This window comes from Kitasatospora sp. NPDC059795, assembly GCF_042732175.1.
Classification (GTDB): Bacteria; Actinomycetota; Actinomycetes; order Streptomycetales; family Streptomycetaceae; genus Kitasatospora.
The window spans coordinates 71,629-98,229 of the sequence record NZ_JBHWID010000005.1 but is presented as its reverse complement, the minus strand read 5'-3'; the positions used below and the strand labels follow the sequence as shown (position 1 = coordinate 98,229).

At 73.8% G+C, this 26,601-nt stretch carries 28 protein-coding genes and 2 pseudogenes; 18 read left to right on the top strand and 12 right to left on the bottom strand.

Going from position 1 to position 26,601, the window contains the following annotated elements; genetic code table 11:
- Positions 1-124: 124 nt before the first annotated feature.
- A complete protein-coding gene (gene msrA, locus ACFV4P_RS12375; RefSeq protein WP_380470144.1) occupies positions 125-631 on the top strand; it encodes a peptide-methionine (S)-S-oxide reductase MsrA in 507 nt (168 codons plus the stop codon).
- Positions 632-674: 43 nt separating this feature from the next.
- Here msrA and ACFV4P_RS12370 read toward each other — a convergent pair whose 3' ends face one another.
- Entirely contained in the window at positions 675-1,244 is a 570-nt protein-coding gene (locus ACFV4P_RS12370) for a TetR/AcrR family transcriptional regulator (RefSeq protein ID WP_380470142.1), read from the bottom strand.
- Between the two features lie 105 nt (positions 1,245-1,349).
- Between ACFV4P_RS12370 and ACFV4P_RS12365 the strand changes: the two genes are divergently transcribed.
- Positions 1,350-2,213, top strand: a complete 864-nt coding sequence (locus ACFV4P_RS12365) for a class I SAM-dependent methyltransferase (RefSeq protein ID WP_380470141.1) — start codon at positions 1,350-1,352, stop codon at positions 2,211-2,213.
- Positions 2,214-2,215: 2 nt separating this feature from the next.
- On the opposite strand, the gene ACFV4P_RS12360 is transcribed toward ACFV4P_RS12365, so the two are convergent.
- Complete coding sequence (locus tag ACFV4P_RS12360; RefSeq protein WP_380470140.1) at positions 2,216-2,584, bottom strand: winged helix-turn-helix transcriptional regulator; 369 nt, start codon at positions 2,582-2,584, stop codon at positions 2,216-2,218.
- A gap of 105 nt (positions 2,585-2,689) precedes the next feature.
- Between ACFV4P_RS12360 and ACFV4P_RS12355 the strand changes: the two are divergent.
- Positions 2,690-3,265: pseudogene (locus ACFV4P_RS12355) on the top strand (NAD(P)-dependent oxidoreductase); the annotation flags it as partial.
- 57 nt (positions 3,266-3,322) lie between these two features.
- Here ACFV4P_RS12355 and ACFV4P_RS12350 read toward each other — a convergent pair.
- Both ACFV4P_RS12350 and ACFV4P_RS12345 read right to left on the bottom strand, forming a co-directional pair.
- Complete coding sequence (locus tag ACFV4P_RS12350) at positions 3,323-4,048, bottom strand: GNAT family N-acetyltransferase (protein ID WP_380470138.1); 726 nt, start codon at positions 4,046-4,048, stop codon at positions 3,323-3,325.
- A gap of 155 nt (positions 4,049-4,203) precedes the next feature.
- A complete protein-coding gene (locus ACFV4P_RS12345; protein WP_380470136.1) occupies positions 4,204-5,292 on the bottom strand; it encodes an alpha/beta hydrolase family protein in 1,089 nt (362 codons plus the stop codon).
- A 474-nt stretch (positions 5,293-5,766) separates the two neighbouring features.
- Between ACFV4P_RS12345 and ACFV4P_RS12340 the strand changes: the two genes are divergently transcribed.
- The gene (locus tag ACFV4P_RS12340; RefSeq protein ID WP_380470133.1) at positions 5,767-6,723 is read left to right on the top strand and encodes a S41 family peptidase; all 957 of its coding nucleotides are present in this window, start codon (positions 5,767-5,769) and stop codon (positions 6,721-6,723) included.
- A gap of 183 nt (positions 6,724-6,906) precedes the next feature.
- A complete protein-coding gene (locus ACFV4P_RS12335) occupies positions 6,907-7,977 on the top strand; it encodes an RNA ligase (ATP) (RefSeq protein ID WP_380470131.1) in 1,071 nt (356 codons plus the stop codon).
- Positions 7,978-8,078: 101 nt separating this feature from the next.
- Here the strand turns inward: ACFV4P_RS12335 and ACFV4P_RS12330 are convergent, their stop codons facing one another.
- Positions 8,079-8,351: a hypothetical protein gene (locus ACFV4P_RS12330; RefSeq protein ID WP_380470128.1), complete on the bottom strand. Its 273-nt coding sequence runs from the start codon at positions 8,349-8,351 to the stop codon at positions 8,079-8,081.
- A gap of 150 nt (positions 8,352-8,501) precedes the next feature.
- On the opposite strand from ACFV4P_RS12330, the gene ACFV4P_RS12325 reads away from it, so the two are divergent.
- Complete coding sequence (locus tag ACFV4P_RS12325) at positions 8,502-8,666, top strand: hypothetical protein (RefSeq protein WP_380470126.1); 165 nt, start codon at positions 8,502-8,504, stop codon at positions 8,664-8,666.
- On the top strand, positions 8,663-9,454 hold the full coding sequence (locus ACFV4P_RS12320; RefSeq protein ID WP_380470124.1) for a class I SAM-dependent methyltransferase: 792 nt from the start codon (positions 8,663-8,665) through the stop codon (positions 9,452-9,454). The genes ACFV4P_RS12325 and ACFV4P_RS12320 overlap by 4 nt, the downstream gene beginning before the upstream one ends.
- 16 nt (positions 9,455-9,470) lie before the next feature.
- Here the strand turns inward: ACFV4P_RS12320 and ACFV4P_RS12315 are convergent, their stop codons facing one another.
- Entirely contained in the window at positions 9,471-10,259 is a 789-nt protein-coding gene (locus ACFV4P_RS12315) for a GNAT family N-acetyltransferase (protein ID WP_380470122.1), read from the bottom strand.
- A 153-nt stretch (positions 10,260-10,412) separates the two neighbouring features.
- Between ACFV4P_RS12315 and ACFV4P_RS12310 the strand changes: the two genes are divergently transcribed.
- The 3 genes and pseudogenes from ACFV4P_RS12310 to ACFV4P_RS12300 form a co-directional block, all read left to right on the top strand.
- Positions 10,413-10,895, top strand: a complete 483-nt coding sequence (locus ACFV4P_RS12310) for an aldo/keto reductase (protein ID WP_380470751.1) — start codon at positions 10,413-10,415, stop codon at positions 10,893-10,895.
- Entirely contained in the window at positions 10,892-11,344 is a 453-nt protein-coding gene (locus ACFV4P_RS12305; RefSeq protein ID WP_380470120.1) for a DUF6228 family protein, read from the top strand. The genes ACFV4P_RS12310 and ACFV4P_RS12305 overlap by 4 nt, the downstream gene beginning before the upstream one ends.
- Positions 11,345-11,377: 33 nt before the next feature.
- Positions 11,378-11,485: pseudogene (locus ACFV4P_RS12300) on the top strand (DUF2199 domain-containing protein); the annotation flags it as partial.
- 51 nt (positions 11,486-11,536) lie between these two features.
- Here the strand turns inward: ACFV4P_RS12300 and ACFV4P_RS12295 are convergent.
- Entirely contained in the window at positions 11,537-12,751 is a 1,215-nt protein-coding gene (locus tag ACFV4P_RS12295; protein WP_380470118.1) for an MFS transporter, read from the bottom strand.
- A 90-nt stretch (positions 12,752-12,841) separates the two neighbouring features.
- Here ACFV4P_RS12295 and ACFV4P_RS12290 point away from each other — a divergent pair, with 90 nt between their 5' ends.
- From ACFV4P_RS12290 to ACFV4P_RS12280, 3 genes are all read left to right on the top strand, one after another.
- Complete coding sequence (locus ACFV4P_RS12290; protein WP_380470116.1) at positions 12,842-13,603, top strand: DeoR/GlpR family DNA-binding transcription regulator; 762 nt, start codon at positions 12,842-12,844, stop codon at positions 13,601-13,603.
- A gap of 70 nt (positions 13,604-13,673) precedes the next feature.
- Positions 13,674-14,165: a YfbM family protein gene (locus tag ACFV4P_RS12285; protein WP_380470114.1), complete on the top strand. Its 492-nt coding sequence runs from the start codon at positions 13,674-13,676 to the stop codon at positions 14,163-14,165.
- A 128-nt stretch (positions 14,166-14,293) separates the two neighbouring features.
- Positions 14,294-15,931 carry an alkaline phosphatase D family protein gene (locus tag ACFV4P_RS12280; RefSeq protein WP_380470112.1) on the top strand — a complete coding sequence of 546 codons (1,638 nt, stop codon included), beginning with the start codon at positions 14,294-14,296 and terminating at the stop codon, positions 15,929-15,931.
- 58 nt (positions 15,932-15,989) lie between these two features.
- Here the strand turns inward: ACFV4P_RS12280 and ACFV4P_RS12275 are convergent, their stop codons facing one another.
- Entirely contained in the window at positions 15,990-16,640 is a 651-nt protein-coding gene (locus ACFV4P_RS12275) for a TetR/AcrR family transcriptional regulator (RefSeq protein ID WP_380470110.1), read from the bottom strand.
- A gap of 167 nt (positions 16,641-16,807) precedes the next feature.
- On the opposite strand from ACFV4P_RS12275, the gene ACFV4P_RS12270 reads away from it, so the two are divergent.
- Positions 16,808-17,260, top strand: a complete 453-nt coding sequence (locus ACFV4P_RS12270) for a PaaI family thioesterase (RefSeq protein WP_380470107.1) — start codon at positions 16,808-16,810, stop codon at positions 17,258-17,260.
- Positions 17,261-17,298: 38 nt separating this feature from the next.
- Here ACFV4P_RS12270 and uppS read toward each other — a convergent pair whose 3' ends face one another.
- A complete protein-coding gene (gene uppS / locus ACFV4P_RS12265; RefSeq protein ID WP_380470105.1) occupies positions 17,299-18,075 on the bottom strand; it encodes a polyprenyl diphosphate synthase in 777 nt (258 codons plus the stop codon).
- A gap of 92 nt (positions 18,076-18,167) precedes the next feature.
- Between uppS and ACFV4P_RS12260 the strand changes: the two genes are divergently transcribed.
- Positions 18,168-19,196, top strand: coding sequence for a methyltransferase domain-containing protein (locus ACFV4P_RS12260; RefSeq protein WP_380470103.1), 1,029 nt, complete (start codon positions 18,168-18,170; stop codon positions 19,194-19,196).
- Between the two features lie 55 nt (positions 19,197-19,251).
- Here ACFV4P_RS12260 and ACFV4P_RS12255 read toward each other — a convergent pair whose 3' ends face one another.
- Positions 19,252-20,475, bottom strand: coding sequence for a serine hydrolase domain-containing protein (locus ACFV4P_RS12255; RefSeq protein WP_380470101.1), 1,224 nt, complete (start codon positions 20,473-20,475; stop codon positions 19,252-19,254).
- Between the two features lie 205 nt (positions 20,476-20,680).
- On the opposite strand from ACFV4P_RS12255, the gene ACFV4P_RS12250 reads away from it, so the two are divergent.
- The gene (locus ACFV4P_RS12250) at positions 20,681-21,691 is read left to right on the top strand and encodes a hypothetical protein (protein ID WP_380470099.1); all 1,011 of its coding nucleotides are present in this window, start codon (positions 20,681-20,683) and stop codon (positions 21,689-21,691) included.
- A gap of 4 nt (positions 21,692-21,695) precedes the next feature.
- On the opposite strand, the gene ACFV4P_RS12245 is transcribed toward ACFV4P_RS12250, so the two are convergent.
- Positions 21,696-22,466 carry a methyltransferase domain-containing protein gene (locus ACFV4P_RS12245; RefSeq protein ID WP_380470097.1) on the bottom strand — a complete coding sequence of 257 codons (771 nt, stop codon included), beginning with the start codon at positions 22,464-22,466 and terminating at the stop codon, positions 21,696-21,698.
- 141 nt (positions 22,467-22,607) lie between these two features.
- Between ACFV4P_RS12245 and ACFV4P_RS12240 the strand changes: the two genes are divergently transcribed.
- Complete coding sequence (locus ACFV4P_RS12240; RefSeq protein ID WP_380470095.1) at positions 22,608-23,288, top strand: heme oxygenase (biliverdin-producing); 681 nt, start codon at positions 22,608-22,610, stop codon at positions 23,286-23,288.
- 125 nt (positions 23,289-23,413) lie between these two features.
- Positions 23,414-23,713 carry a hypothetical protein gene (locus ACFV4P_RS12235; RefSeq protein ID WP_380470093.1) on the top strand — a complete coding sequence of 100 codons (300 nt, stop codon included), beginning with the start codon at positions 23,414-23,416 and terminating at the stop codon, positions 23,711-23,713.
- Here the strand turns inward: ACFV4P_RS12235 and ACFV4P_RS12230 are convergent.
- The gene (locus ACFV4P_RS12230; RefSeq protein WP_380470091.1) at positions 23,710-26,466 is read right to left on the bottom strand and encodes a competence protein CoiA family protein; all 2,757 of its coding nucleotides are present in this window, start codon (positions 26,464-26,466) and stop codon (positions 23,710-23,712) included. The two genes, ACFV4P_RS12235 and ACFV4P_RS12230, sit on opposite strands and share 4 nt — an antisense overlap.
- Positions 26,467-26,601 lie beyond the last annotated feature (135 nt).

Sequence of the window (26,601 nt, the reverse complement as noted above, 5' to 3'; positions counted from 1 at the left end):
TGCGGTGGGAACACCGGGCGGACGGCGGAGGTTGGACGGGATGGTTCCCCGCCGGCGACGCCGGGCGGACGGGCCACGCACCGCACCAGGGGTGCGGACGTCCCACGCGAGGAGTGAGAACGAGATGACCACGGACCGGGCTGTCCTGGCCGGCGGGTGCTTCTGGGGGATGCAGGAGCTGATCCGCAAACTCCCCGGCGTCCAGTCGACCCGCACCGGCTACACCGGCGGCGAGAACGCGCACGCCACCTACCGCAACCACCCCGGCCACGCCGAGGCGCTGGAGATCGTCTACGACCCGGAGCGGATCAGCTACCGCACGCTGCTGGAGTACTTCTTCCAGATCCACGACCCGAGCACCGTGGACCGCCAGGGCAACGACATCGGCAGCAGCTACCGCTCCGCGATCTTCTACGCCGACGAGCAGCAGCGCGCCACCGCGCTCGACACCATCGCCGACGTGGACGCGAGCGGCCTGTGGCCCGGCAAGGTGGTCACCGAGGTGACGCCCGTGGGCGACTTCTGGGAGGCCGAGCCCGAACACCAGGACTACCTGCAGCACTACCCCAACGGCTACACCTGCCACTACCCGAGGCCCGGGTGGAAGCTGCCGGTGCGGGACGGGGCCTGACGGCAGGTCGGGGGGTCTCGGGCCGGGGCTCTTCGGGGTTGGGTCAGCGGTCGGCGCGGGCGCGGAGCAGGGCGTCGAGGGAGTCGACGATCCAGTCCCAGGACGCCTGCGGGTCCACCGGCGTGTGGGCGAAGCCGCCGGCGGCCTCCAGTTCGATGTAGCCGTGGAACGCCCCGCCGAGCAGGCGCACCGCGTGCGTCTGCTCGGGCTCCGGCAGGTGGTAGCCGCGCAGGATCGCCCTGGTCAGCTGGGTGTGCCGGGGCGCCGCACTGGCGGCCGCGGTCTCCGGGTCGAGCCGCAGCCGGGTGGCCTGGTAGCGGCCCGGGTGCTCGCGGGCGTAGCCGCGGTACGCCTCCGCGAACGCCGCCAGCGCGTCGCGCCCCGCCCGTCCCGCGATCGCTTCGGACGCCCGGTCGGCGAGTTCGGTCAGTGCCAGCAGGGCGATCCGCACCTTCAGGTCCTGCGAGCTCTTCACGTGCGAGTACAGGCTCGCGACCTTGACGTCGAAACGCCGCGCCACCTCCGTCACCGTGACCTGCTCGAAGCCCACCTCGTCGGCCAGCTCCGCACCCGCCTTGGTGAGCACTTCCGCCGACAGACCTGCACGTGCCACCGGACCCGCCTCCTGCTCCTTGATCGTGTCGTACGCTCGGTGATTATCCGTTTGCCTAAATGGTTTAGGCAAACGGGTGCGGCATTTCGTGGGAGGGGTGGGTTCGTGGACGCGGTCGACGCGGTCGACGCGGTCGACGCGGTGGAAGCGGTGGAAGCGGTGGAAGCGGTCGACGCGTTCGATGCGCTGGAGCGGCGGATCTGGGCGGCGAGTGCCGGTGGGTACACGGCGAGCGTCGCCCGGCTGTGCGCCCACACCGTGCCCGCGCTGCTGGACGCCGCCGACGTCCGGCCGGGCGTCGCGGTGCTCGACGTCGGCACGGGGACAGGCGCTGTAGCTGCGGCGGCCCGAGCCCGCGGGGCGCGCGTCGTCGCCGTGGACGCCGAGCCGGCCATGGTGGCCGAGGCCGGGCGGACCGTGCCCGAGGCCGTCGTTGCGGCGCTGCCCGAACTGCCGTTCGCCGACAGCACGTTCGACGTGGTGCTGGGGAACTTCGTGCTCAACCACGTCGGACGGCCGGCGGCGGCACTGGCGGAACTGCGGCGCGTGCTGCGCCCGGCTGGACGGCTCGGGCTCACCGCCTGGGCCGCCCCCGCGCCGCCCGGGCAGTCGCTGCTGGCCCGAGCCTTCGAGGCTGCCGGGGCGGTCCGGCCCGCCGACCTGCCCTCACCACCCGCCGCGCTGGCAGCCGTCACCGAGGTGGAGGGGTTCCGGGCGCTGCTCGCCGACAGTGGGTTCGGTGCGGTGGACGGGCGGGTGGTGCGGTGGGACCACCGGACGAGCGTCGAGGCGTGGTGGGGCGGCCCCGCCGGCGGGGTGGCGTTTCTCGGGGAACTGCTGCGCCGCCAGTCGCCGGAGGCCCGGGTGGGGGTGCGGCGGGAGTTCGAGCGGCTGGCCGGCGAATTCATGGGCGTGGAAGGTGAGTTGGCGTTGCCGCACGCTGCGGTGCTGGTGTCGGCGCGGCGGTGAGGTCAGGCGCGGCGGTCGGCTGCTTCGCGGGCGTCGAGGAGTTCGGGCAGGTGGGTCTCGGCCCAGGCGCGGGCGGTGGCGACGACGTCGAGGAGGCTGCGACCGAGCGGGGTCAGCTCGTACTCGACGTGGCGGGCCGGGAGGGCGTGGACGGTGCGGAGGACGAAACCGTCGCGTTCGAGCGCGCGGAGGGAGGCGGTCAGCACCTTCGGGGTGACGGTGCGCAGCGGGACCCGGAGTTCGGAGAAGCGGCGCGGGCCGCCCTCCAGGCACTGGACGATCATGCCGCCCCACTTGTCGCCGATCCGGATCGGCATCAGCTCGGACGGGCACACCGGGTCGAACATCTCCGGATCCAGGGGTTCGCGCACCGTGCCACGGTAGTGCGGTATCCGGGAGGTAACCACGGGGGTGGCTAGCTTTCGGACAGGTCGGCGGAGAGGCCGACGGACGGTTCGAGAGATCGGCGGTACTTCGTGAGCGAGATCGTGGTGTTCGGTGCGGGCGGGCGTGTGGGACGGGCGGCGGTCGCGGAGGCCGTCCGGCGGGGGCACCGCGTCACGGCGGTGGTGCGGAACCCGGATGCGCACCGGGACGTGGCGGGCCCGGGCGTCCGCCTGGTGGACGGTGACGTCACGGACGCGGGTGTCGTTGCCGACCTGGCGGCCGGGCATGACGCGGCGATCGCGGCCGCGTACGACGGTGGCGCCCGGCCGGAGGAGTTCTTCGTGGCGGCCGCGCACGCCCTGCTCGACGGGCTGGGACGGGCCGGCGTCGGGCGGCTGATCACCGTCGGCCTGGCCGCGACGCTGGAACTCGCCCCCGGCACACCGCTGATGGACGCGCCCGGCTTCCCGCAGGAGTTCCGCCCCTTCGCCGCCGCCCACGCCACCGCGACCGCCGCCCTCCGGGCCAGCACCACCCCCGTGGACTGGCTGATCATCAGCCCCGCCGGCGACTTCGACCACACCGCCGCACCGACCGGCCGCTACACCCTCGCCGCCGGCGTCTTCGCGGCCCGGGTCACCCATGGCGACTTCGCTCGCGCGCTGCTGGACGAGATCGACGTGCCGTGCCACCACCGGACGCAGGTCGGGGTTGTCGGGAGGTCAGGGGACGTGGGCGGAGAGTTGGGTGCCCAGGGGGTGGAAGCCGAGGTGGGTGGCGACGCGTTGGGAGGCGGGGATGCGGGCGCGCCATTGGGGGAGGAGGCCGGCGGATCGGGCGTGGTGGGCGGCGGCGGTGGCGGTGTGGCGGGCGAGGCCCTGGTTGCGGTGGGCGGGGTCGGTGAGGACGGCGAAGTGGGCCGTGTCGAAGGGCCAGGCGCGGTAGCCGCAGGCGGCGATGACGCGGTCGTCGGCGGTGAGGACGGCGAAGGCGGGGGAGGTGAGGCCGTCGAGGCCGGCTTCCTCGGCGTCCGTCCTGCCGGTGCGGCGTTCGAGGTCGCGGAGGCGGGGGTCGGTGGGCGGGAGTTGATGGACGGTCAGGTCGGCGGGCGGCTGGGGGAGGAGTCCGTCCGGGGGGAGGTAGGCGAGGGCAGCCGGGCCCAACGTCCCGGCGAGCGGTAGGAGTTGGCGCAGTTGCTCAGGGTCGCCGGCGAGTTCTGCCGGACGCTCGCGCAGGGCGGCCCGGACCAGCGCGGCTCGCCGCTCGTCGGGCGCGGTCGCCAGGACCGCACCGCCCAGTGCGATCAGCCCGACCCAGCCGGGCGGGCAGAGGCCGGAGTCCGGGGAGACCACGACGGTGGCCCCGCCGGGTGCGGGGAAGGGGGCCGGGACGCCGGCCAGGCCTTCCCAGCGGCGCCAAACGGACTGCAGCAGTGGTGAGTTCGTCATCGTCGCATCCTGCCCGCTGCGCCGCGCGCCCGGCACTCCGATTCTCTGCGCCACAGGAGTTGGACCGGAACCCGAGGTTGGACAGCGGTCAGGCATCGTGGCCGATACGGCGGGCGCCGGCCCGTTCCGTGGGTGGGGGCGGGCCGGCAGGGTGGTCAGTGTGGCTGGCTGAACCAGCGCACGATGGCTGCTGTGGCGGCGACGTTGGTGCCGAGATGGGTGGAGCCGGCGAAGTCGGGGGTGCCGAGGTTGACGACTGCCGGGTTCACTCCGTGGGATCGGAGGGTGGCCTCGCAGTGGTCGGTGTTGGCGGGGGCCGCCTGCTCGTCCGTGTCGGCCACGTACAGGCGGACCGGGACGCGTGGGGTCCAGTCGCAGGTGCTGTCGGCCACCCGGAGGGCCTCGGCCAGGCGGCCGGTGGGGTGGCGGAGCATGTCGAAGCCGTGCGGGGTGAGCAGTGCGTCGAGGGTGTCGGGCGTGCCTGCGAAGAGTTGCGGGCCGGTGTGCGAACCGTCGAACAGTGCCTCGATCGTGCCGGCGTACGGCGGCTGGAAGACCTCGTCCGGGGAGTCGTACAGGTGGTGCAGCCGGTTCCAGGCGACGAGAAGGTACGCCGAGTACAGCACGCTTGACTTCGCGTCGAGAGAGCCGCCGAGCAGTGCCGGCAGTTCGGCGTGCTGGAAGTCGTAGGCGCCGCTGACCGGGGCGACGGCCCGGAGCCGGAACCACCGGTCGTCGCCGGCCTGGAGCGCCCGGGCGAGGCCCATCGCCGCCGAGGCGCCCTGGGAGAACCCGGTGACCAGTACGTCGTGGCCCAGTGCGCGGCCCGTGGTCGAGACGAAGGTGCGGGCTGCCCGGAGCATGTCGAGGGAGGCGGTCGTCTCCGACGGCACATCCATCCAGGGGTGGAGTCCCGGGCCGGCGCCCAGGCCGAGGTAGTCCGGGGCGACAGTGGCGAACCCGGCGGAGGCGTACGTGAGGGCGGGCGAGGACGCGAACCCGGCCTTGACCATGGAGGAGGGAGCGTCCGAACGGTAGCTGGTCGTGCCGTGGGTGAACGACACCGTCCGCAGCTCGTGTTCGCCGCCGCGGGGCAGCACCAGCAGCCCGCTGGCGGTGATCGGCCGGCCGCCGGGGTCCACGGTTTCGTACACCAGCCGGTAGGCGTCCACGCCGAACCGGACCGTGCTCGGGTCGTATCCGACGGCGGCGAGTGCCGCGGCGACGTCTTCTTTCGTGGCCATGGTGGTCGTCTGCTGGGCGGACACCAACCGTCCGCGATCGCTTCGGTGCACCGGCTCCGCCGATGCGGCTCCCGTCGTCACGGTCGCGGCGGCCAGGACGGCCAGAGCCGTCCCGACGTTCAGCCGACGAAGCGCGGACCGTAACGTGCCTGCCCGGTAGGGGGATTTCATGTCGCCGACGCTACGTTCGGTCGCCCTCGTGCCGCAGTCCGGCCAGCAGGCGTATCCGTCCTGTGGCTGTCCCTACCGCGGCACCGGATGCCAGCAGGGGGTTGGACGAAGGCCGGCCGGCCGCGGTCGTAGCCTGGGGGCGCGGGGAGAGCGAAGCCGGTGGTGCATCTGCTGTCCGGGTTGCGGGGGTTCGGCCTGGTGAACGCGTCGCGACGGGACGGGGCTTGGCGCCGGCTGCCGGTGCGTCCGATCAAGCGTCGAGTGTGATTGACGCTTCGGCAAGCCGCTGATCTACTCCCGCCCATGACCTCCACCACCTCGCAGCCTGCGCTGGACGTTGCCGCCGTCGTCGAGTCGATCGCCGACCTGGTGCACGCGAACTACGTCTTCCCCGACGTCGCCCGGGAACTGGCGGACCTGCTGCGGCGCCGGAGCGCCGAGGGGGCCTACCGGGCGGATTCCGCCGAGGAGTTGGCGGAGCCGGTCACTGCGGACCTGCGGTCGGTCAACGGCGATCTGCACCTGTCGCTCAAGCACCATGCCGTGCCGGTGCCGCGTGAGCGGGGCGAGGCGGCGATGGCCGCGATGCGGCGGAGGTTCGACGCCTCGCTGGGCGGTGTGCCGAGGGTGGAACTCCTCGACGAGGGCGTCGCCGTCCTGGAGATCGCGCCCAACATGTTCCCGCTGGACTGGTCGGCGCAGGCGCTGACCGCGGGGCTCTCGCTGGTGGCCCCCGCCCGCGCGCTCATTCTGGACCTGCGCGGCAACACCGGCGGCGACCCGAGCACGGTCGCGTTCATCTGCGGGTACCTGCTCGACGGGCGTACGCATCTCAACACGCTGGTCTCCCGGCAGGGGGAGGTCGCCGAGCAGTTCTGGACGCCGCCGTTCGTGCCGGGCGCCCGGTACGGCGGCAGCAAGCCGCTCTACGTGCTGACGAGCGCGGACACGTTCTCCGCAGGTGAGGAACTCGCCTACGACCTGCAGCAGCTCGGGCGCGCCGTGATCGTCGGGGAGACCACCCGGGGCGGCGCGCACCCCCGCGAAGGCTGGACGGTGCACCCGCACCTGGAGCTCGCCGTGCCGGTCGCGCGCGCGGTCAACCCCGTCTCGGGCGCGAACTGGGAGGGCGTCGGCGTGCGGCCCGATGTGCCGTGCGAGGCCGGGGCGGCGCTCGACCGTGCGCTGGCCCTGGCCGTGGCCCCGGCCCCGGCCCCGGCCCCGGCCGTGACGGGACCGGTTCGGGGTTCGCACGGATAGGCGGTCGGTGGGACCGGCCGGCCGTGCGTCCTGCGGCACGGTCGCTCCTATGGGGCTCCCGCGGGGCGACGGCTCGGACGTGGCCCGCGCCGTGGAAAACCCCTGGCGGCGAGCGGTGCCCGCCCGGCAGAGTGGATCTCGTCCGGTTCGCGGACATGTCGAGAAGAGGAGGACGAAACCGCCATGTCCACACTGCGGGTGACCGCCGAGCGTCTGACTGTCCTGGAGCACCCGAACGCCGACGCGCTGGAGTTGGCGCAGGTCGGCCTCTACCGGGCCGTGGTGGCCAAGGGGGTGTTCCGGACCGGGGACTTCGCGTGCTACATCCCCGAGCAGTCGGTGCTGCCGTCCGAGCTGATCGAGGAACTCGGGCTGACCGGCCGGCTCGCGGGCAGCAATGCCGATCGGGTCAAGGCGGTACGGCTGCGCGGCGAGCTGTCGCAGGGCATCGTCTGCCGCCCCCGCGCCCTGGCCGGGGTCGACCTGGCCCGGTCGGCCGAGGAGGGCACGGACTTCGCGGAGCTGCTCGGCGTCACCAAGTGGGCGCCGCCGGTGCCGACCATGATGAGCGGCGACGTCGAGGCGGCGCCCGACCTGCTGCCCTGGGTGGACATCGAGAACGTCAAGCGCTTCCCCGAGGTCTTCGAGCCGGGCGAGCCGGTGGTGGTCACCGAGAAGCTGCACGGAAGCTGCTGCCTGCTCACCTTCCACGCCGACACCGGCGCGGTCCAGGTCTCGTCCAAGGGGCTCGGGGCGCAGGGGTTCGCGCTGAAGGAGGACGGGGGGAACCTCTACTGGCGTGCCGTCCGGGCCTACGGCATACCGGTGTCGGCGGCCCGGCTCGCCGATCGGCTGGGGGCGAGCCGGATCGGGATCTTCGGCGAGGTGTTCGGGCAGGGCGTCCAGGACCTCGGGTACGGGGCGAGCAGCCGAACCGAGCAGCCGCCCGGGTACGCGGTGTTCGACGTGTCGGCGGTGATCGACGGTCAGCTGCACTGGCTGGACGCGGCCCAACTGCTGTCCGGTGAGCTGCCGTTGGTGCCCGAGCTGTGGCGTGGACCGTTCGACGCGGAACGCGTGCTGGAGCTCGCCGAGGGGCGCGAGACCGTCTCCGGGCGGCAACTGCACACCCGGGAGGGCGTGGTGGTCCGGCCGGCGGTCGAGCGCTACAGCCCGGTCCTGGGCGGCCGGGCGATCGTCAAGGCGGTCGGCGGCGGCTACCTGACGCGCAAGGGCGGCACCGAGTACGAGTAGGAGGCCGGGCGGGTGGCACGGGACGAGGCTTCAGCCCCGGAGCCGAAGCCCCGGAGCCGAAGTCCTGGAGCCGAAGCCTCGTTCCGGTGGGCGGTGCCTGCTCAGCCGCAGTTCCCGCCGTTGACCGGGGTCGTGCCGGCCTGCCCGGCGGGCGCGTCCGTGCAGAGCTTCGAGACGTCGGGGAGCTTCTGGTCCATGCTGGCGGGGTTGCGCTGCCAGTGCTGCGGCGGGGCCGACTCGGAGCTCTGGGCCTTCGGGGCCGGGGCCGGGCCCGAACCCGAGCCGGCGTCGGTGACGTGGGTGGTGCCGCAGGCGGTCAAGGCCCCGGTGGCGGCGAACATGACGGCGGCGAGAACCAGGGCGGGACGCTTCACGGCGAACACTCCATAGAACAGTGGCTGGCCCCGGACGGGCCGTTCCCCGGCGCGCATTCTTCCGTGTGCGGCGCGCCGTTCGCCAGAGTTTCCGGACGGCAGTTCGAAATTGCGTGGCGCGGTCCGGGCGGGTGCTGTCACGCTCGGCGGATGGGAGTGTTGGGCAGTGTGGCGGCGAGAGTCGCGGGTGGGGCCACGGTCGAGTTCCGGCCGAGCAGCTCGTCGATGCTGCCGCTGATCCGCAGCAGGCAGCCGGTGGTCGTGGCGCCGGTGGACGGCGTCCCCCGGCCCGGCGCGTCGGGGCGGACGCGGTGACCCGGCCCGGGGAGGAGAACGAGCGGGCGAGGCACGGTTCGTCGTTCGGCGCGTCCGCCCGGGCGTACGCCGCGCACCGGCCCGACTACGCGCCGGAAGCCGTCCGGTGGGCGCTCGAACTCGCGCCCGGCCGACGGGTGTTGGACCTCGGGGCCGGGACGGGCAAGCTCACCGGGTGCCTGCTCGCGGCGGGGGTCGAGGTGGTGGCCGTCGAACCCGACCCGGCGATGCTGGCCGAGCTGCGCCGGGAGCTGCCGGGGGTCCGGGCGCTGACGGGCAGTGCGGAGTCGATTCCCTTGCCGGACGGGGCAGTTGACGCAGTGGTGTCCGGCAACGCGATGCACTGGTTCGACATGGACGCGGCCGGGCCGGAGATCGCCCGGGTGCTCGCGCCCGGCGGTGTGCTGGCCGGGCTGTGGAACCTGTTCGACGACGGCGTCCCCTGGGTGGCCGGGCTCGCCGAGGTCGGCGGGAGCGAGGCGATCGGTCCGCGCGACGTGCCCGTGAGCTGGCGCGCCGCGACGGCCGCGATGCACCTGCCGCCGTCCGGCGGGCCCGCCCGGTTCGGTGCGGCCGGGCAGGCCGAATTCCCGCACGGGCAGCGCCGGACCGCCGAGTCGCTGGTGGCCACGCTCGGTACCAAGGCGGGCCTGCTGGTCATGCCGGAGCCCGAGCGGCAGGCGCGGTTGGCGCAGGCCCGGGACTACCTGGCGGGCCGGCCGGAGACGGCGGGCGGCGAGTTCGTGGTGCCGATGCTGACGGGAGTGCTGCGGGCGACACGACTCTGAGGGCGCGTGCGGGCGGCTATGCGCGCAGGGGGACGGCGTACACCGGCTCCGGGCCGAAGGACGTGAAGCCGGCCTTGCGCAGGATCGGGCCGGAGGTGGTCGGGTTCGCCTTGACCAGGGCCATCGTCGCGCCGTGCGTCACCGCGTAGGACAGCCGGCCGCCGAGCACGGCGCGGTACACCCCGCGGCCGCGCCAGGGCGGGGCGACCACGCCGCCGGAGAGGCGGGCGACGCCGTCGACGACCGCGACGCCGCCGGTGCCGACGGGCTCACCGTCCACGTAGGCGACGAGCAGGCCGCCGCGGCCGGCCGGGACGGTCTCCGCGTTCCGGGCCGCGACCGCCTCGATCCGTTCGGCGGGCGGGAGTTCGCCGCGGAAGCCGGCGGCCTCGATCGCGAGCCCGTCGCGGGCGGTCGCGGTGTCCGTGGCCCAGCGGAGGTCGACGTCCACTGTCGGCGGGCGGAGGGCCGGTCCGCCGTCGCTCAAGTCGGCGGCGAGGATCTCCAGTTCGAGCTTCACCCGGCCGCCGCGCGCCGCCAGTTCGGCGCCCAGGCCCGGCGGGTCGCCGAGCAGCACCTGCCAGTCGAGCGTGGGCACCTCGAAGGCCCGGGCCCGGGCCACCACGGCGTCAACGACCCGAGGCAGCGGGCGAGTCGGGGTGAAGGACACGACGGAGAGGTCGAAGGCGACGTAGTCGGGCAGCCGGAGCATGGTGAACTCCGGATCGGCGACGACCTCGGCGTCGTCCGGCATCCACACCCAGGCCGCACCGGCGGCGGCGACATCAGCAACTGACAGGCTCATGCGGGGAGCGTACGGGGGAAGTGGCGGCGGGGCGGCGGCTGTTGCGTGATCATGACCGGACGGTGACACAACCCGGGGCGCGGCGGCAGCACAACCCGGGGCGCGGCGGTACGAGTCGGGTGCGGCGGCGCGGCGAGGTGGCCGGCGGGAGCGATCGGCGCTCGACCGGCGACCTGCCCGGCAGGGGCATGCCGTACCGGTGATACCGGGGCCGCCCTCCGGGGCGGGGGCCGTCACGGCCTTCCGACGTCGTCCCGTCACGGTCCGGGTGTGCTGGCCTGGTCGCCGCTCGGCGGGGGAGTCCTCGCCGGACGGTACGCGCGCGGCACGGCGCCTGACGGCTCGTCGCGGATCGGGCGGCTGCTGGGCTCGCCGTCACCGCTCGCGCGGGCGTGGGCCGGTAGCCTGCTCACCGGGCGGAACCTGGGCATCGCCGAGGAGGTCGCCGACGTCGCTGCGGCCCTGGGGGCGACGTCCACCGCCGTTGCGCTGGCGTGGCTCCGGCGGCGGAGCGGCGTCACGTCGGTGATTCTCGGGCCGCGTACGGTCGGTCAACTCGTCGACAACCTGGCGGGGTTCACCCTGGAGCTGCCGGCCGAGGCGGTCGCGCGACTGGACGAGGTCTCGGGCACATGAGCAGGGCCGGCGAAGGAGTGGACGTGCAGGGCGTGGTGGCGGTGCGGTGTGCGGATGCGGCGGGCGTCGGGGTGCGGCTGGTGGACCGGGCGGGGCCGGAGGCGGGCGCGGTCCGGTTCGCGGTGGAGCTGTCGGCGCCCGGGCTGGCCGCGCGGCTGGACGGGGTGGTCGGCTGGGTGGGGGCGACCGACGGGCTCGCGGCGTTCCTGGCGGGACTGGCGGACGACTTCCGCGGCTGGGAGGGCGAGCGGGACTGGCGGACGCCGGACCGGGACCTGACGGTCCGCGCGGTGTTCCGTTCCGGCGGCCACGTCGGCCTGACCTGGGTGCTGCGCCCGTGGCGGACGGCGCAGCGCGGCTGGGAGGCGTCGGTGACGACGTGGCTGGAGGGCGGGGAGCAAATGGCCGCGCTGGCGGCGGACGTGGGGGAGTTCGTCGACCGGGGATAGGCTCGCGCCTCATGTCGGTCGATCCAGGATTCCGTCGAACCGGAGCCGACCGACCACCCGTTGGCGGTCGAGCAGCGCAGCGGGATCTCGATGGAGCGGGTGCGGGAGATCGCGGAGGCGGTGCTGCACGCCGGGGCCTGAGGCGAGGTGTCGACGGCGGCGCCGCGGCCCCGGCCCGGGCGGTGCGGACGGTCAGTGGGTGCTGCCGGCCGGCGTCGGAGTGGGGTGGGGGTCGGTGCCGGGGGTGGGGGTGGTGTGCAGGATGCCGGCGGTGGCGGCGGTGGCCGCGCACATCAGGGTGAGCAGCAGGAAGGCGTGGTGGAGGGCGGTGAGGCGGGTGAGCCAGCCGATGACGGCGGGGCCGGCGAGCATGCCGAGGTAGCCGAGTCCGGCGACGCGGGAGACGTTGGCCCCGGCGGCGGCGGGGTCGGCGTGGCCGGCGGCGCTGAACAGTTGGGGGACGCAGCCGGACAGCCCGAGGCCGAACAGCGCCCATCCGGCGAAGGCCGCCCACACCCAGGGGGTCAGCGCGACGAGGGTGATGCCGACGGCGGCGGTGAGCGCGCCGTGACGCAGGACGGCCATGGAGCCGTAGCGGGTCACGATCCGGTCGGTGAGCAGGCGTCCGGTGGTCATCGCGGCGGCGTAGGTGCCGTAGGCGAATGCGGCGGTGCCGGCGGGCGCGCCGAGGACGTCCTTGAGGTGCAGGGCGCTCCAGTCGTTGGCCGCGCCCTCGCACAGCATGACCAGCAGGGCCAGTACGGCGAGCACCCGGATCTGCCGGCTGGCGCCGTTCCCGGCGGCGGGCACCGGGGCCTCGGTCGCGGGCGCGTCGTCGCCGGAAGGCGCGGTGCCGGGCAGCAGGCTGCGCGCGGTCAGCAGCGCGACGACGAGGCCGGCGGCGCCGAGGACGGCGAGGGTGGCGGCCGGGCCCAGGCCGGCGGCGCCGGCCGCGGCGGCGGCCAGCGCGGCGATCACGCCGCCGACCGAGAACGTGGCGTGGAAGCCGGACATGACGGGCCGTCCGTAGGCCTTCTCCACGTGGACGGCGTGAGCGTTCATGCTCACGTCCAGGCAGCCGTTGGCGAACCCGAAGACCACCAGAGCGCCGGCCAGCGTCCACGGGTTCGGCGCGAGGCCGGGCAGCACCAGCGACGCGGCGCACACGGCGCCGGAGGCGGGGACGACGGTGCGGGCGCCGAGGCGGTCGGTCAGCCGGCCGGCCACCCGCATGCCGGCGAACGCGCCGAGGCCGAGCAGCACCAGCAGGCCGCCGAGCGCGGCGTGGCCGATGCCGACCCGGGTCTCGACGGCGGGGATGTGCACCACCCAGGCGCCCATCAGGGTGCCGCACAGGACGAAATAGACGTAGGTCGCGACGCGTGCGGCCTGGAGCGAGCGTTTCATGCCATCGACCATAATGAACATTCTAAGTGTTCGAAAGCCCATCCATCGAACAGTTTGTCTGTGCGTTGCGGGGTGCGGTTCAATCTCGGTATGAACACCGCGGAGCGCCACACCCTGATCGCCCAGGCCGTCCGGGACGCGGGCAGCGCCACCGTCCTCGAACTCGCCGAGCTCACCGGCGCGTCCGAGATGACCGTCCGGCGCGACCTCGACGCGCTCGCCGCCCAGGGAGCCCTGGAACGCTTTCGCGGTGGCGCGCGCACCCTGCTGCTGCGCGGTGAGGAACCGCCGTTCGCGCTGCGCGCCCGCGAGGCCGTCGACGCCAAGCGCCGCATCGCCGCCGCGGTCTGCGCTCTCGTCGCCGACGGCGAGACCGTGCTTCTCGACAGCGGCACCACCTGCGTGGAGGTCGCCCGCCTGCTGCGCGAGCGCCCCGTCACCGTGATGCCGCTGTCGCTGCCGGCGGTCCACGTCTTCGGCGACGCTCCCGGACCGGCCACCCTGCTCGTTCCCGGCGGGCAGCCGCGCGCCACCGAAGGCGCGCTGACCGGCCCCCTCGCCCTCGCCTCGATCTCCGCCCTGCGCTTCGACACCGTCGTCCTCGGCTGCTGCGGCCTCAGCGCCGCCGACGGGCTGACCGCCTACGACCTCGACGACGCCACCGTGAAGAAGGCCGCCATGGCCGCCGCCCGCCGGACGATCGTGGCCGCCGACAGCGGCAAGCTCGGCCGTACCGCCTTCGCCCACGTCGGCCCTGTCGGACTCCTGCACACCGTCGTCACCGACACCGCCGCCCCCGCCGACGAGATCGCCGCACTCGAAGCGGCAGGCGCCACCGTCGCCAGCGTCTGAACCCGCTGTCGGGCCGACGGGATGTCAGCGCCGGGTGCTTGGGTGTGCGGGACGGAGAGGAGGCGCCGGGATGGCGTGTCGGGGTGTGCTGTTCGCGTTGACGGAGGGCGAGCGGGAGCGGTTGGCGGCGTGCGGCGGGGATGAGGACGTGCTGGCGCTGGTGGGGGAGGTGGAGGAGGCCTGGACCGAGCCCTGGGTGTGCGAGGTGGACAAGGCGTGGGACGCGCTGCACCGGTGTCTGACGGACGGGCGGCTGGAGTTCGGGAACGGGGAGTTCCCGCTGTCGCACGTCATTCTGGGCGGGCGGCCGCTGTACGACGGCGAGGACTACGTGGTCTGCTACGTGGACCCGGGCGAGGTACGGGCGGTGGCGGCGGCGCTGGAGCAGGTCGACGAGGGACGACTGCGCCAGCGGTACGCGGAGCTGGATTTCGAGGACTACGAGGGGGCCCGGGGCGAGGAGGACCTCGGGTACACGGTGGGCTTCCTGCCGGAGCTGCAGGAGTTCTACCGGCGCGCGGCCGAGGACGGGCGGGCCGTGGTGTTCACCGTCGACCAGTGAAACAGCGGCCTTCACGATTTTGCCATCAGATGATCATTCGTTTGCCGGGGCGATGACCACGGGCGGACCACCTGAACGGATCGGATGTGCTTCGCACACCGGCCCATTCAGCGAAAGGCGCCCGTCCGATGAGCAGCAGTGCCCACCGTCCCACGCCCGACCAGCAGTTGCGTGCCGCCGCGGCCCGACTCGACCGCCGACGGTTCCTGACCGTCACCTCGGCCGCCGCCGCGCTCGCGTTCGGCGTCAACCTGCCGAGCGCGCACGCGGAGGCGAACGAACTCGCGCCGCGCACCCTCACCGAGAACCCGTTCACCCTCGGCGTCGCCTCCGGTGATCCGCTGCCGGACGCGGTGGTGCTGTGGACCCGGCTCGCGCCGCGCCCGCTGGAGCCGGGCGTCGGACTGCCGCCGGCCGGGAACATCCGGGTCGGCTGGGAGGTCGCCCGGGACGAGCGGTTCCGCCGCGTCGAGCGGCGCGGCACCGCGCGGGCGCACGCCGAGTTCAACTGGTCGGTGCACGTGGACGTGGACGGCCTGGAGGCGGGCCGCGCCTACTGGTACCGGTTCACCGTCGGCCAGTGGAGCAGCCCCGTCGCCCGCACCCGCACCGCGCCCTCGCACGGCCGCAAGCTGGACAGCACGAAGATCGGGCTGGTGTCCTGCCAGGCGTACGAGGACGGCTACTTCACCGCCTACCGCCACCTCGCCGACGAGGACCTGGACGCGGTGTTCCACGTCGGCGACTACATCTACGAGTACGGGATCGACTCCGTCGGCGGCGACCGCCGGTACACCGACCGGGTGCTGCCCGCCGCGCTCGGCCACGAGACCACCACGCTGGAGGACTACCGGCTGCGGTACTCGCTGTACAAGACCGACCCCGACCTGCAGGCCGCGCACGCCGCCCACCCCTGGTACGTCACCTGGGACGACCACGAGGTCGAGAACAACTACGCCAACGGCATCCCCGAGAAGAACCAGGACCCGGCGCCGTTCGTCGCCCGCCGGGCCGCCGCCTACCGCGCCTACTGGGAGAACCAGCCGCTGCGGATGCCCAAGCCCAACGGCACCGAGCTGACCCTCTACCGCCGGTTCCAGTACGGGCAGTTGGCGCAGTTCGACATCCTCGACACCCGCCAGTACCGCGACGACCAGGCCAACGGCGACGGCTGGCAGTACCCCACCCCCGAGTCCGCGGACCCGAAGCGCACCCTGATGGGCGCCGCCCAGGAACGCTGGTTCGCCGACGGCCTGCGCCGCTCCAAGGCGGTGTGGAACGTGGTGCCGCAGCAGGTGGTGTTCTCCCGCCGCAAGAACACCACCGCCGCCAGTTCCAAGCTGTCGATGGACGCCTGGGACGGCTACCCGGCCGCCCGCGAGCGCTTCCTGACCGCCGTCGAGCAGGCCGGCGTCAAGAACCTGGTGCTGCTCACCGGCGACGTCCACGTCGCCTACGCGCTCGACGTCAAGCGCGACTTCGACGACCCGAACTCCCGTACCGTCGGCGTCGAGTTCGTCGGCACCTCGATCAGCAGCGACGGCGACGGCGAGGCCCACCCGTCCAACTGGGCCACCCTGACCGCCGCCAACCCGCACATGAAGTTCTACGACGGGCGGCGCGGCTACACCGTGGTCACCCTCGACCGGCACCAGGCCCGCGCCGACTACCGCGCCGTCAGCCACATCACCCGCCCCGACGGCACGCTGCTCACCGCCGCCTCCTTCGTCACCGAGGCCGGCAACCCGGGCGTCAAGCCCGCCTGATCCCCGCACCCCTGACGCCCGTCGGACGCCCGTAGCGGCGCCGGCGGGCCCGTCGGGTTCAGGGTGCGGTGTGCGGGAAGCGGTGCAGGAAGGTCTCGGCGAGGAACCGGGCCATCGCGGTGAGGCGTTCGGGCGGGTAGTGGTCGGGGTCGCCGAGGACGAGTCGGCCGCCCTCCTCAAGTGCCGCCAGCAGAACGCGGATCAGCAGCTCGACGTCGAGGTCGGCGGCGTCGGGGGAGTCGCGGAGGAACCAGCGGATCGCCTGGGCGAACTGCTCCCGGACCAGCGCGTCGCTGCGCTCCTTGTACCTGCGCACGGCGGGTGGCGTACCGTCCACCGGGAGCAGGATCGCGCGCCAGCGGCTCGGGGCGCCGACCACCGCGTCGTAGTAGCCGCGGGCGACGCCGGTGAAGACCTCGACCGGGTCCGCTCCGTTCAGGTCGTCCGGCAGCGTGGCCGCCATCTGGGCCTGGGCCCGCCGGCCCTCGCGTTCGAGCAGGGCGCGCAGCAGGTGGTCCGCGTCGGTGAACTGCCCGTAGACCACGGGCCGGGTGACCTGGGCGGCTTTGGCGACGGCATCCACCGACACGGCTGCCACGCCGTCGCGGTTGATGATCTCCAGTGCCGTGTCCAGGAGTTGCTCCCGCCGTTCGGCGGGGGCCATCCGCGGGGCGTACGGGCGCTTCGCGGGTGTGCGGGGGCGAGCCATGGCACCAGCCTATCGTGCCGCCTTGTGAAAGCTACACAACTGTAGCTACAGTCCTGAAGCAATTGCCCCGCGGCTTTCGGGGCATCCTGGCGGCCCGTCGGGAGGACCGGCGCGCACGAGCCCTCCGAGACCCGCCGGCCGTACCCGCCCCTGCCGAAAGGAACGCCATGACAGGCCAGACGCTCCCGTTCAACCCGTCCCAGGACCTCGTCGACCGCCTCGCCGGCCCCGGTGCCGACCCCGGCCTCATCCCGCTCGGCCACCTCGCCGAACGGCTCGGCATCCGCATCCTCGAAGCCACCCCGGACCGGGTCGTGGGCGTCATGCCGGTCGAGGGCAACGAGCAGCCGTACGGCCTGCTGCACGGCGGCGCCTCGGCGGCGCTCGCGGAGTCCCTCGGCTCGATCGGCGCAGCCCTCCACGCCGGGCCCGGCCGGTACGCGGTCGGCGTCGACCTCAACGCCACCCACCACCGGCCGGCCACCTCCGGCCACGTCACCGGCGTCGCGACCGCCGTCTTCCGGGGCCGGACCGCAGCCACCTACGAGATCGCCATCAGCGACGAGACCGGGAAGCGCATCAGCAGCTGCCGCCTGACCTGCATGCTGCGCGACGCCTGATCCCCGGGGTCCGCTGTCGGGGCCGAGGGCGTTCGCCGTCAGGCGCCGTAGCGGCGGCGGCGGGCCGCGTAGGCGCGGACCGCGCGCAGGAAGTCCAGCTCGCGGAAGGCCGGCCAGTAGGCCTCGCAGAAGTACAGCTCCGCGTAGGCGCTCTGCCAGAGCAGGAAGTTGGACATCCGCTGCTCGCCGCTGGTGCGGATCACCAGGTCCGGGTCCGGCCGGCCCGCGGTGTACAGGTGGCGGGCGACGGACTCGGCGGTCAGCGCGTCCGCGATCTCCCGGACCGAGCGGCCGGCGTCCGCCTCCTCGTGCAGCAAGTCCCGTACCGCGTCCACGAGTTCCTGCCGACCGCCGTAGCCGACCGCGAGGGTCAGCTGGGCGCCCGTCGGGCAGTCCGCGGTCGCCTCCGCCGCGTGCTTCAGGGCGCGGGCCGTGGAGTCCGGCAGGGTGTCCAGGTCGCCCGCCAGGTGCACCTGCCAGCGCGGGCGGGGGACGGTCAGGTGGGCGGTCAGGACCTCCTCGATCACCCGCATCAGGTAGCCGATCTCGTCGTCGCCGCGCCGCTGCAGGTTCTCCGCCGAGCACACGAACACCGTCACGTGCCGCACCCCCAGCGCCTCGCACCAGCCCAGCACCGAGCCCACGTGCTGCGCGCCGAAGCGGTGGCCGAGACGGGTGTCCGCCAGGCCGCGTTCGCGGGCCCAGCGGCGGTTGCCGTCCATGATCAGGCCGATGTGGCGGGGCAGTTCGGCGCCGGCCAGGCGGCGGCGCAGGCGGCGGGTGTACAGCGCGTACAGCGGTGCGGCGAGGCGCATGTGACGGCCCTTCGAGGGTCGGTGGGCGGCGGTGCATACTGGACCATGAATAGCACGCGCCGCGTGTTATCGGGAACCGGAACGGGAGCCAGGTGCGCACCAACGACGCCCAGATGCTGGTGCTGAACGCACTCGCCGACGGCCCGCTGCACGGGTACGCCGTCAACACCGCCATCGAGCGGACCACCGGCGCCCGGCTCGGCCGCGGCAGCCTCTCCAGCGCCCTCGCCCGGCTGCGCGACAAAGGCCTGATCGCCTACCTGGACGGCGACGGCCGACGCCGCCCGATCCGGCTCACCGATGACGGACGGGCCACGCTGACACGGGAGTTGGGCGCACTCGCCGAGGTCGCCGAACGGCTCTTCGAGACCGTCGTCCCCGACCGGATCGCCTACCAGGAACGGCTCGCCGCCACCGACCAGGTCCGCGCCTACAAGCAGACCCTGCTGGACGCCCTGGACGCCCGCCCCGGACAGCTCGTGCTCGACTGGGGCTGCGGCCCCGGCACCGACCTGGACGCCCTGACCCGCGCCGTCACCGCCCGCGGCCGCGTCCTCGGCATCGACCACGACCCGGCGATGGTCCGGCAGGCCGCCGCGACCACGCCGGCCTCGGTCCTGCGCGCCGACGTGCACGCCCTGCCGCTGGCCGCCGACAGCGCGGACCGGATCCGCACCGACCGGCTGCTGCAACACCTCGCCGACGTCCCCCGGGCCCTCGCCGAGGCCCACCGGGTGCTGCGCCCCGGCGGGCGGCTGGCCGTCGCCGAACCCGACTGGGACACCCTGGCCGTCGACCACCCCGACCTCGGCATCGCCCGCGCCTGGACCAGGCACCTCGCCGACCGGATCGTCCGCAACCCGGTGATCGGACGCCAACTGCCGCGCCTCCTCGGGGAGTCGGGCTTCGAGGTGCGCGCGGTCGTGCCCGTCACCTCGGTGTACCGCGAGGTGCGGGCCGCCGACCAGCTGCTCGGGCTCCAGCGCAACACCGAACGGGCGGTCGCCGCAGGGTACTTGACGGCCGCACAGGCCGAGGAGTTCCTCGACCACCTCGCGCGCGGACCGTTCCTGGCCACCGTCACCCTGCACGTGGTGACGGCCGAGAAGCCCCGGCAGTGAGAGGCGGCCGCCCCGCTCGGACGGGGAGCGGGGGGCCTCCGTCACTGCGGTCGGGTCAGGAGGTGGGCTTCGGGCCGCAGAAGGTCCGGTCGATCAGGTCGATGACCGTCGGGGTCAACTCGGCGCCCTTCTGCGGGTCGTACGGGTTCGCCGAGATCGCGATCTGGCGGGTGCCGGAGCGGTCGCCGAACAGGTACGTGACGTAGCCGTAGATCCCGCCCGGGTGGCCCCAGACCTCGCCGCACGAAAGCCGCAGCTGCATCAGGCCCAGGCCGTAGCGGGTCGGCGGCTGCTCGTCCGCCGCCACCGTGGTCGTCATCTCGGCGAGCTGCGCCGGTGGCAGCAGCCGGCCGCCGAGCAGCGCCGCGTCGAAGCGGGCCAGGTCGTCCGTGGTGGAGATCAACTCGCCGGCCGCGCCGCCCATCGACGGGTTCAGCTCGGTGATGTCGGCCGGGCCGTCCGGCAGCGGCAGGTAGCCGTGGCTGTGCGGTCCCGGGACGGTGGTCGAGGTGCCCGGCAGGAAGGTGTGGCGCAGGCCCAGCGGCTGGAGGACGCGGTGGTCGACCTCCGTGCGCCAGTCGTTGCCGGTGACCTGACGCACCAGTTCGCCCAGCACCAGGTAGTCGGTGTTCGAGTAGTGCCAGCCGCCGCCCGGCGCGAAGTACGGCTCGTGCGAGACGCCGACGGCGATCAGGTCGCGGGGCGCGAGGGTCTTCCACCGGTCCACGGCGAGCAGCCGGCGCAGCGCGTCGTCCGACTCGTAGGCGAACCGCGGGTCCTCCAGGAAGTCGAACAGCCCGGCGGTGTGGTTCATCACCTGACGGACCGTGATGGCGTCGCCGTTCGGGACCAGGCCCGGCAGGTGCCGCTCGATCGGGTCGTCGAGGCCGAGGCGGTGCTCCGCCACGAGCTGGAGCACCACGGTGGCGACGAAGATCTTGGTGATGCTGCCCGCCCGGAACTCCCCGTTCACCGGGGCAGGTTGACGGGTGGACAGGCTCGCGACGCCGGACGTGCCGCGCCACACCGCCCGCCCGTGGTCGCGCACCTCGGCGATCGCGCCGGTGGCGCCCGCGCGGTCGGTCAGCGCGTCCAGGCCCTGCTGGAGGACGGACCGCTGCGGCACCGGCACGGAACCGGGCCCGCCCGGCGTGGTGGCGCCCGGCGTGGTGGCGGCCTGCGCCGTGGTGGCCGCTCCGGCCGCGGGCGCGAGGGCGAACACCGACACACCTGCCAGCACGGACGCGGCCAGCCGCAGTGCGGATCGGTAACTCTTCACACGATTCTCCTTCGACAAACGCTCTGACGTTCGGACAGGGGTTCGTCGCAGGTCAGCTTCACGGCTGCGCCGTCCGCGCGGCATCCGTCGCCGGGAGGAGGAGCCGGCGCGGAAGATCGTTCTGCGGGCGGAAGGTGACGGTCCGGCACCCCGTCGATCGGCGGGGAGCGCGGCGCTGTCGGAGGCGCGCGCTAACGTCCCCGCCATGAGCGACCTTTCGCAGCAGCGTCCCGTCGTCACGCGCATGGTGGACGGCGAGATCTGCGCCTACCGGCCCGACACCGCCACTCCCGCCGCCGCCCCGGGCTCGGGCGCGAGTGCGGGTGCGAGTACAGACTCGGGCGCGGGTTCGGTCGAGCTGGCGCCCGTCGCCGTGTTCCGGCCGGTCGCCGGCGACGAGCCGGTGAGCCGCGCGGTGCCCGCCGACCTCGCCCGGGCGTACTACGCGACCTCGGACGCCGTGGTGTGCGTGGACCCCGCCGGCGAGCAGCTGTGGCGCTACGCGTTCGAGCCGGCGCAGGGCGGGGCGTGGAACCACACGCCCAACTGCGTGGTGGCACCTGACGGTCGGACCGTCTGGGTCTACCAACCGGACGCGATGGCCGGGCGGGCCGACGCCGACCGGTGGGCGGTGCTGGACGCGGCCACCGGTGCGCTGCTCGGGCAGGCCGACCTGGAGACCGCCGGCCACGGCGGCGAGCAGTGGGTGGACGCGGGCGGCGGCGCGATGCTGCTCGGCGTCGGCGAGGGCCAGGACGGCACCACCGTCCACCGGGGCACGCTGACCGAGGACGGCCTGCGGGTGGAGCGCCTGCCCTGGGACGACCGGTGCGCGATCGGCCTGTCGCCCGACGGTCGCCACCTGCTGACCGTCGACCACGGGCAGGACGACGCGACCGTGCTGGCGCTGGCCGACGGCGAGGTCCGACTCACCGTCGCCCTCGGCGACTTCGGCCCCGACGCCGAGGAGCGGGAGGCCGTGGTGGAATGGAGCGGCGGCTACCTCGACGCGGACACCCTGTTGCTGGTCCTGGTCGGCGAGACCGAGGACGAGGAGGAGTGGTTCCGGACCTACCGGGTCGACGCCCACGACGGCCGGGTCCTCGGCGAGTTCGCCACCCACGGCGAGCACCCCTACGACCTGGAGCCGCTCGGCGACGGCAGCTGGCTCACCACCGGCCCCGCCGGCCACCCCGTGCGGTGGTTCGTGCGCTGACGCTTCAGGCGGCGGGCTTGCGGGCCTCGATCAGAGTGCGGGACATGGTGGAGACGAACACGCCCTCCCGGCCGATCAGTTCGTGCAGCTCGCGCAGGCGCTCGCGGTAGCGGTCCACCGAGAAGTCCGGCACCGTCCAGATCACCTTGCGCAGGAACCACGCGACCGCGCCGACGTCGAAGAACTCCAGCCGCAGCCGCTCGTTGCGGCACTGCACCACCTCCAGCCCCGCCGCCCGCGCCTGCGCCGCCTCCACCTCGTGCTCGCGGGCGTCGGCCGGCTCGAACGGGCCGAGGAAGAACGCGCTCAGCTCGACGTTGGTGCGCCCGCCGACGTGCTGCGCGACGTAGCTGCCGTCCGGCGCCAGCACCCGGGCGATCTCCGCCCAGTGCACGACCGCCGGGTGACGGCTCGTCACCAGGTCGAACGCGCCGTCCGCGAACGGCAGCGGGGCGTCCTCCGGGACGGCCGCCAGCACCGCGCCGAGCGGGTGCAGCAGGCGGGTCGCCCGGGCCGCGTTCGGCGGCCAGCCCTCGGTGGCGACCATGGTGCGCGGGAAGCCCGCCGCGCGGGCGGCCGCGCCCGCGAGCACCTCGCCGCCGCCGGTCTGCACGTCCAGTGCGGCCGACGCCCCCGACAGCCGCTCGCCCAGCAGCCGCCGGTACCCCCAGGAGGGGCGCTGCTCGGTGGCCCGGCCGTCCAGCCAGGAGAAGTCCCAGCCGTCGACCGGGGCGGCCTCGGCCTCGGCGAGAAGCTCGTCGAATGAACTGTTCATGCCAGGCATCCAAGCAGGTGGGGCGTCGGCGAGCGAGCGAATTGACGGTGTGCGGGGTTTCCGACGCGGCGTCGGCAAGAGGTTTGACTAAGGCAAGCCTTACCTAAATAATCGGGGTACTCGATCTCTGGAGGCCCCACCATGCCCGTCCACGCCCCCGTCACCGCCCCGTTCTCCGTCCAACTGCGCACCGCCAGCGCCGAGGAACACCAGGCGGCCGAACAGTCCTCCTTCATGAGCGACCTGCTCGGGGGGCGGCTCGGCATCCAGGCCTACACCGACCTCACCGCCCAACTCCGGTACGTCTACCGCGCCCTCGAAGCCCACCTCGACACCCTCGCCCGGCACCCCGTCACCGGACCGCTCACCGATCGCGCTCTGCTGCGCACCGCCGCCATCGAACGCGACCTCGACCACCTGGCCGGCCCGCACTGGCGCGACACCCTCACCCCGCTGCCCGCCACCGCGGCCTGCGCCGAACGCATCCACACCCTCGCCACCGACTGGCCGGCCGGCTACCTGGCCCACCACTACACCCGCTACCTCGGCGACCTGTCCGGCGGCCAGATCATCCGCGGCGTCGCCGAACGTACCTTCGGCCTGGCCCGCAAGGGCGACGGCGTCCGGTTCTACGTCTTCGAGGAGATCGACAACCCCGCCGCGTTCAAGCGCGACTACCGCGCCAAGCTGGACGCCGCGGGCGAACTGCTGGACGCAGCGGAGCGGGAGCGCGTCGCCGCGGAGTGCAAGGCGGCCTTCGGCCTCAACGGCGCGATATTCGCCGAACTCGCCGAACGCCACCCGGCGGGCCGCCAGGCCTGAGCCGTCGGGCCTGAGCCGTCGGGCCTGAGCCGTCGGGCCTGAGCCGTCGGGCCTGACCGCTGCCTGCTGCCCGCGGGCCGGGACGGGGTGACGCGGCAGCCGTTCGCTCGGGCATCATCGACGCCATGAGCGACACGCACCCCGACCGGCTCGCCCGCCTGTGGCAGGACTTCCTCACCCTGCCCTTCCCGCGCAGCTGCTACCGGCAGCCCCCGGTCGGCGACGACCTCGTCCTGCTCGACAGCCACCTCGCCGGCTGCGTGTCCTCCGCCCTCACCGGCCCCCTCGACCACCGCCGCCGCGAAGCCCTCCGCCACGGCATCGCCACCCTCCACCGCATCCTCCCCGCCCTCGCCGACGACCCGGAGGCGAGCGAGTACTTCACCCGCCTCCGCGAACTCGCGGTGCTGGCCGCCGAACGCTAGCGGGTCTGTGCGCGGCGGTGACGCCACAGCGAGTGCAGTCGCAGGACGTCCATCTGCCAGTGCTGGTGAAGCCCGTCCGGTACGCGCGGTAGTTCTCTGCCGAGCCTCGCTGCGACCTCGCGGTAGATGGGAAGCGGGGTGTGCTCGGTCGTCACGACCAGGGCGGACAGCAGCGGCTCGTCGGCCGGCGTGGAGGCGTCGATCCTGGTGAGCAGGTCACGCTGGTCGGGGCCCTGGAGGCGCGGGAGTTCGCGCTCCAGGCGGCGGCTGATGCCTGACCAGGTGATGGTCGACTGGTGCCGGGCGACGTCCCGCAGGACAGGTCCGACGAACCCGGCGAGTTCGACGAGCGTGGCCTCCGGAAGGGCGTGGCCCGCCGCCGTCCTGCCGGGCCTCTCCTCGATCGTCGTCCGGGAGCAGAGTTCGAACAGCTCCTGAAGATCCTGCGGGACACCGCCGACGACCTTGCGCCGCAGGATCCTGGCATGGGCCAGAGCGCTGCGCCGGGCGAGCCGGTCCCCGTTCTCGGCGGCTCGGCGGGCACTCTCCAACAGGGCGCGGATGCGGAGCAGGACGTCGTCCGTCTCACGCGAGGCGATCCACTGGTGCAGGTCCCCGGCCAGCCGCCGGAGGGTCTTCGCAGTCTGGCGCGGCAGCCCGGGCATACCGAGGGCGTGCGCCAGCTCCTCACGGATGCCGGCCGCGGCGGACAGGTCGTCGGCGGCCCTGGCCTCGGCGAAGCGGTGCGCCAGTCCGGCCGCGAGGGCGGCGTGGACGGGCGAGGGCGGATCCGTCCGGCGGGCGGGAGGGACATCGGTGGGCCCTGCCGCGGCGGCATGCTTCGTCCCGGCATCGCGGGCCGGGCCGGCGACATTTGCGGTCTTGGAGGCGTCCGTCGCCGCGGCGGTGCGTTCGGGCCGGGCGGTGGCCGCGGTCCTCGTCGCCCGGTCGGCACTGCTGCGGGCGGCGGCCGTCGGCGTCGCCGGGACGGCGTGGCCGAGCACCCGGGTGAGTTCGTCCAGGACGCCGGAATGGGGAAGCGCGACAACTCCCCTGGCGCGGGCCGTCTCGAAGTCCCGCAGCTGCCGTTCCGCCTTCGGGATCGCGGCGGCCAGCCGCTTCGCCCGCCGGCCTTCGGTACGCGGCCGCAGGGCTAGGGCCTCGCTCAGCGCCCGCCGCAGCTCCTGGACCGTCGGCGGTTCCTCCGCATCGAGCCGGGCGCGTCGTATGGGCGTCGAGGCCGACGCGGGGCTATACCGGGTGTGGACCTCACGGACAGCCCGCTCGCACCACCGTCGGAAGGCGGTCTCCGCCACCGGCGCACTGGCGTCCAACTGGCGCAGCACGGTGGGAAGGTAGGGGAGAACGCGGCCGGATCGGCTCTTCACCAGGACACAGAGCGGGGCTTGCTGCGGAAGGAGAGGCTGGTCGACCTCGACCAGCAGGGAGCGTCGTTTCGGGTCCGGCATATGCGACAGATCGAACGCGATCCGCCCGGAAAGCTCCTCCCACGACGTGCTTCTGCCCTCGCGGGCGACCTCGATCAGTGCCCCTCGCAGGAGCTCCGCGAGCGGGCTGCGCGGGGCACTGTCGGGCCCGGTCCCGGCCAGGGGTGGCACGTCCTTCGCGGCCGGAGTCGGCGGATCGGCTGAGGCCGGATCCTCCAGGGCGACCTCGGGGCGCCACAGGCCGGTCCGTTCGGCGTCCAACCCGTTCAGGGCTGTGAGGCCGTCGGTGTGGATGGCCCAGCCGCCACTCCCTCCGGAGCCGTCGAAGTCGTCCACCAGTAGCCGGGCCGTGCCGCTGAGTCGATAGACGAAGTGCTCGGTGGGAACCGGCACGGCCTCCGCCAACGAGACGTACGCGCGCACAATCCGGCCGGCGGGTGCCTTCGCGAACACTGCGACCAGGTAGCGGCCGGGTACGACCAGGTGTGGCGGGGCGGGGGGAGCCGAGGCCGGGTCCACCGCGAAGACGATGCCGGTGTCCCGGAGCGGCAGGGTCGCCGGGAACGGTGTCTCTCCTGCGGCGCGGACGTGTACGTTGCTCCGCAGGGCGTCCAGCGCCGGGTGGACGAGGCCGTCGACGGTCATCCGACAGGACTCCAACGGCACCCATTGGACAGCAGCGGTGCCGTCGGTTACCAGGCCGATCAGGACACGGCGGTCGCTTCCCTGCGTCTCGCAACGGACCCGCAGGGCGTAGCCGCGCCGTGCCACCATGTCGTCCATCACGGCGCCGCCATGACCGAAGACCCATTCGACCCGGCCGGTCTTCGCGCCGAGGCTCTCGACGGCCTGCCGCCAGTTCCGGTAGTCGCCGGGACGGAGCGCGAAGCGCAGGTGCTGCCCGGTGGCGCGCAGCCAGAAGTCGACGGCGTCCCAGGACCCGTGCCCGAGGCTGCACAGGTCGGCCTGGGCCAGATGCCCCTGATCGGCCAGCCAGGCTTTCACATCGCGCTTGATGAACAGATGGTCGGCGCTCTCGGCACCGGTCGAGCTGCGGTGGCAGGCCGGCTTGGTGCCGTCGTGGTCCGGGAAGTGGGAGAAGTGGCAGACCTTGTGCTCGTACCGCTTGGTCATCAACTTCTCGCCACAGCCGCCGAGTTGCGTGCCGCACCAGAACCCGTCGGTGCCGTAGTGGCGTCGGAACTCGTCCAGATTGTGCGGCTGCTCCGGGACGATGACAGGCCGGTCCGAGTCCGGGCCACCGATGACGGCCGTCTGTACGCGTCGGCTGTCGACAACTGCCACTGATTACCGCCCGATCGTTCTGCCGAATGCTTTGGCAGAGGGTATGCCGGGGCGGCCCGTCAGCAGGGCCGATCGTCCGAATCGTGATCCGGGCCGGCCGGGCAGAGTTCGGGACCGGAGGGCTGCGGTGTGGTC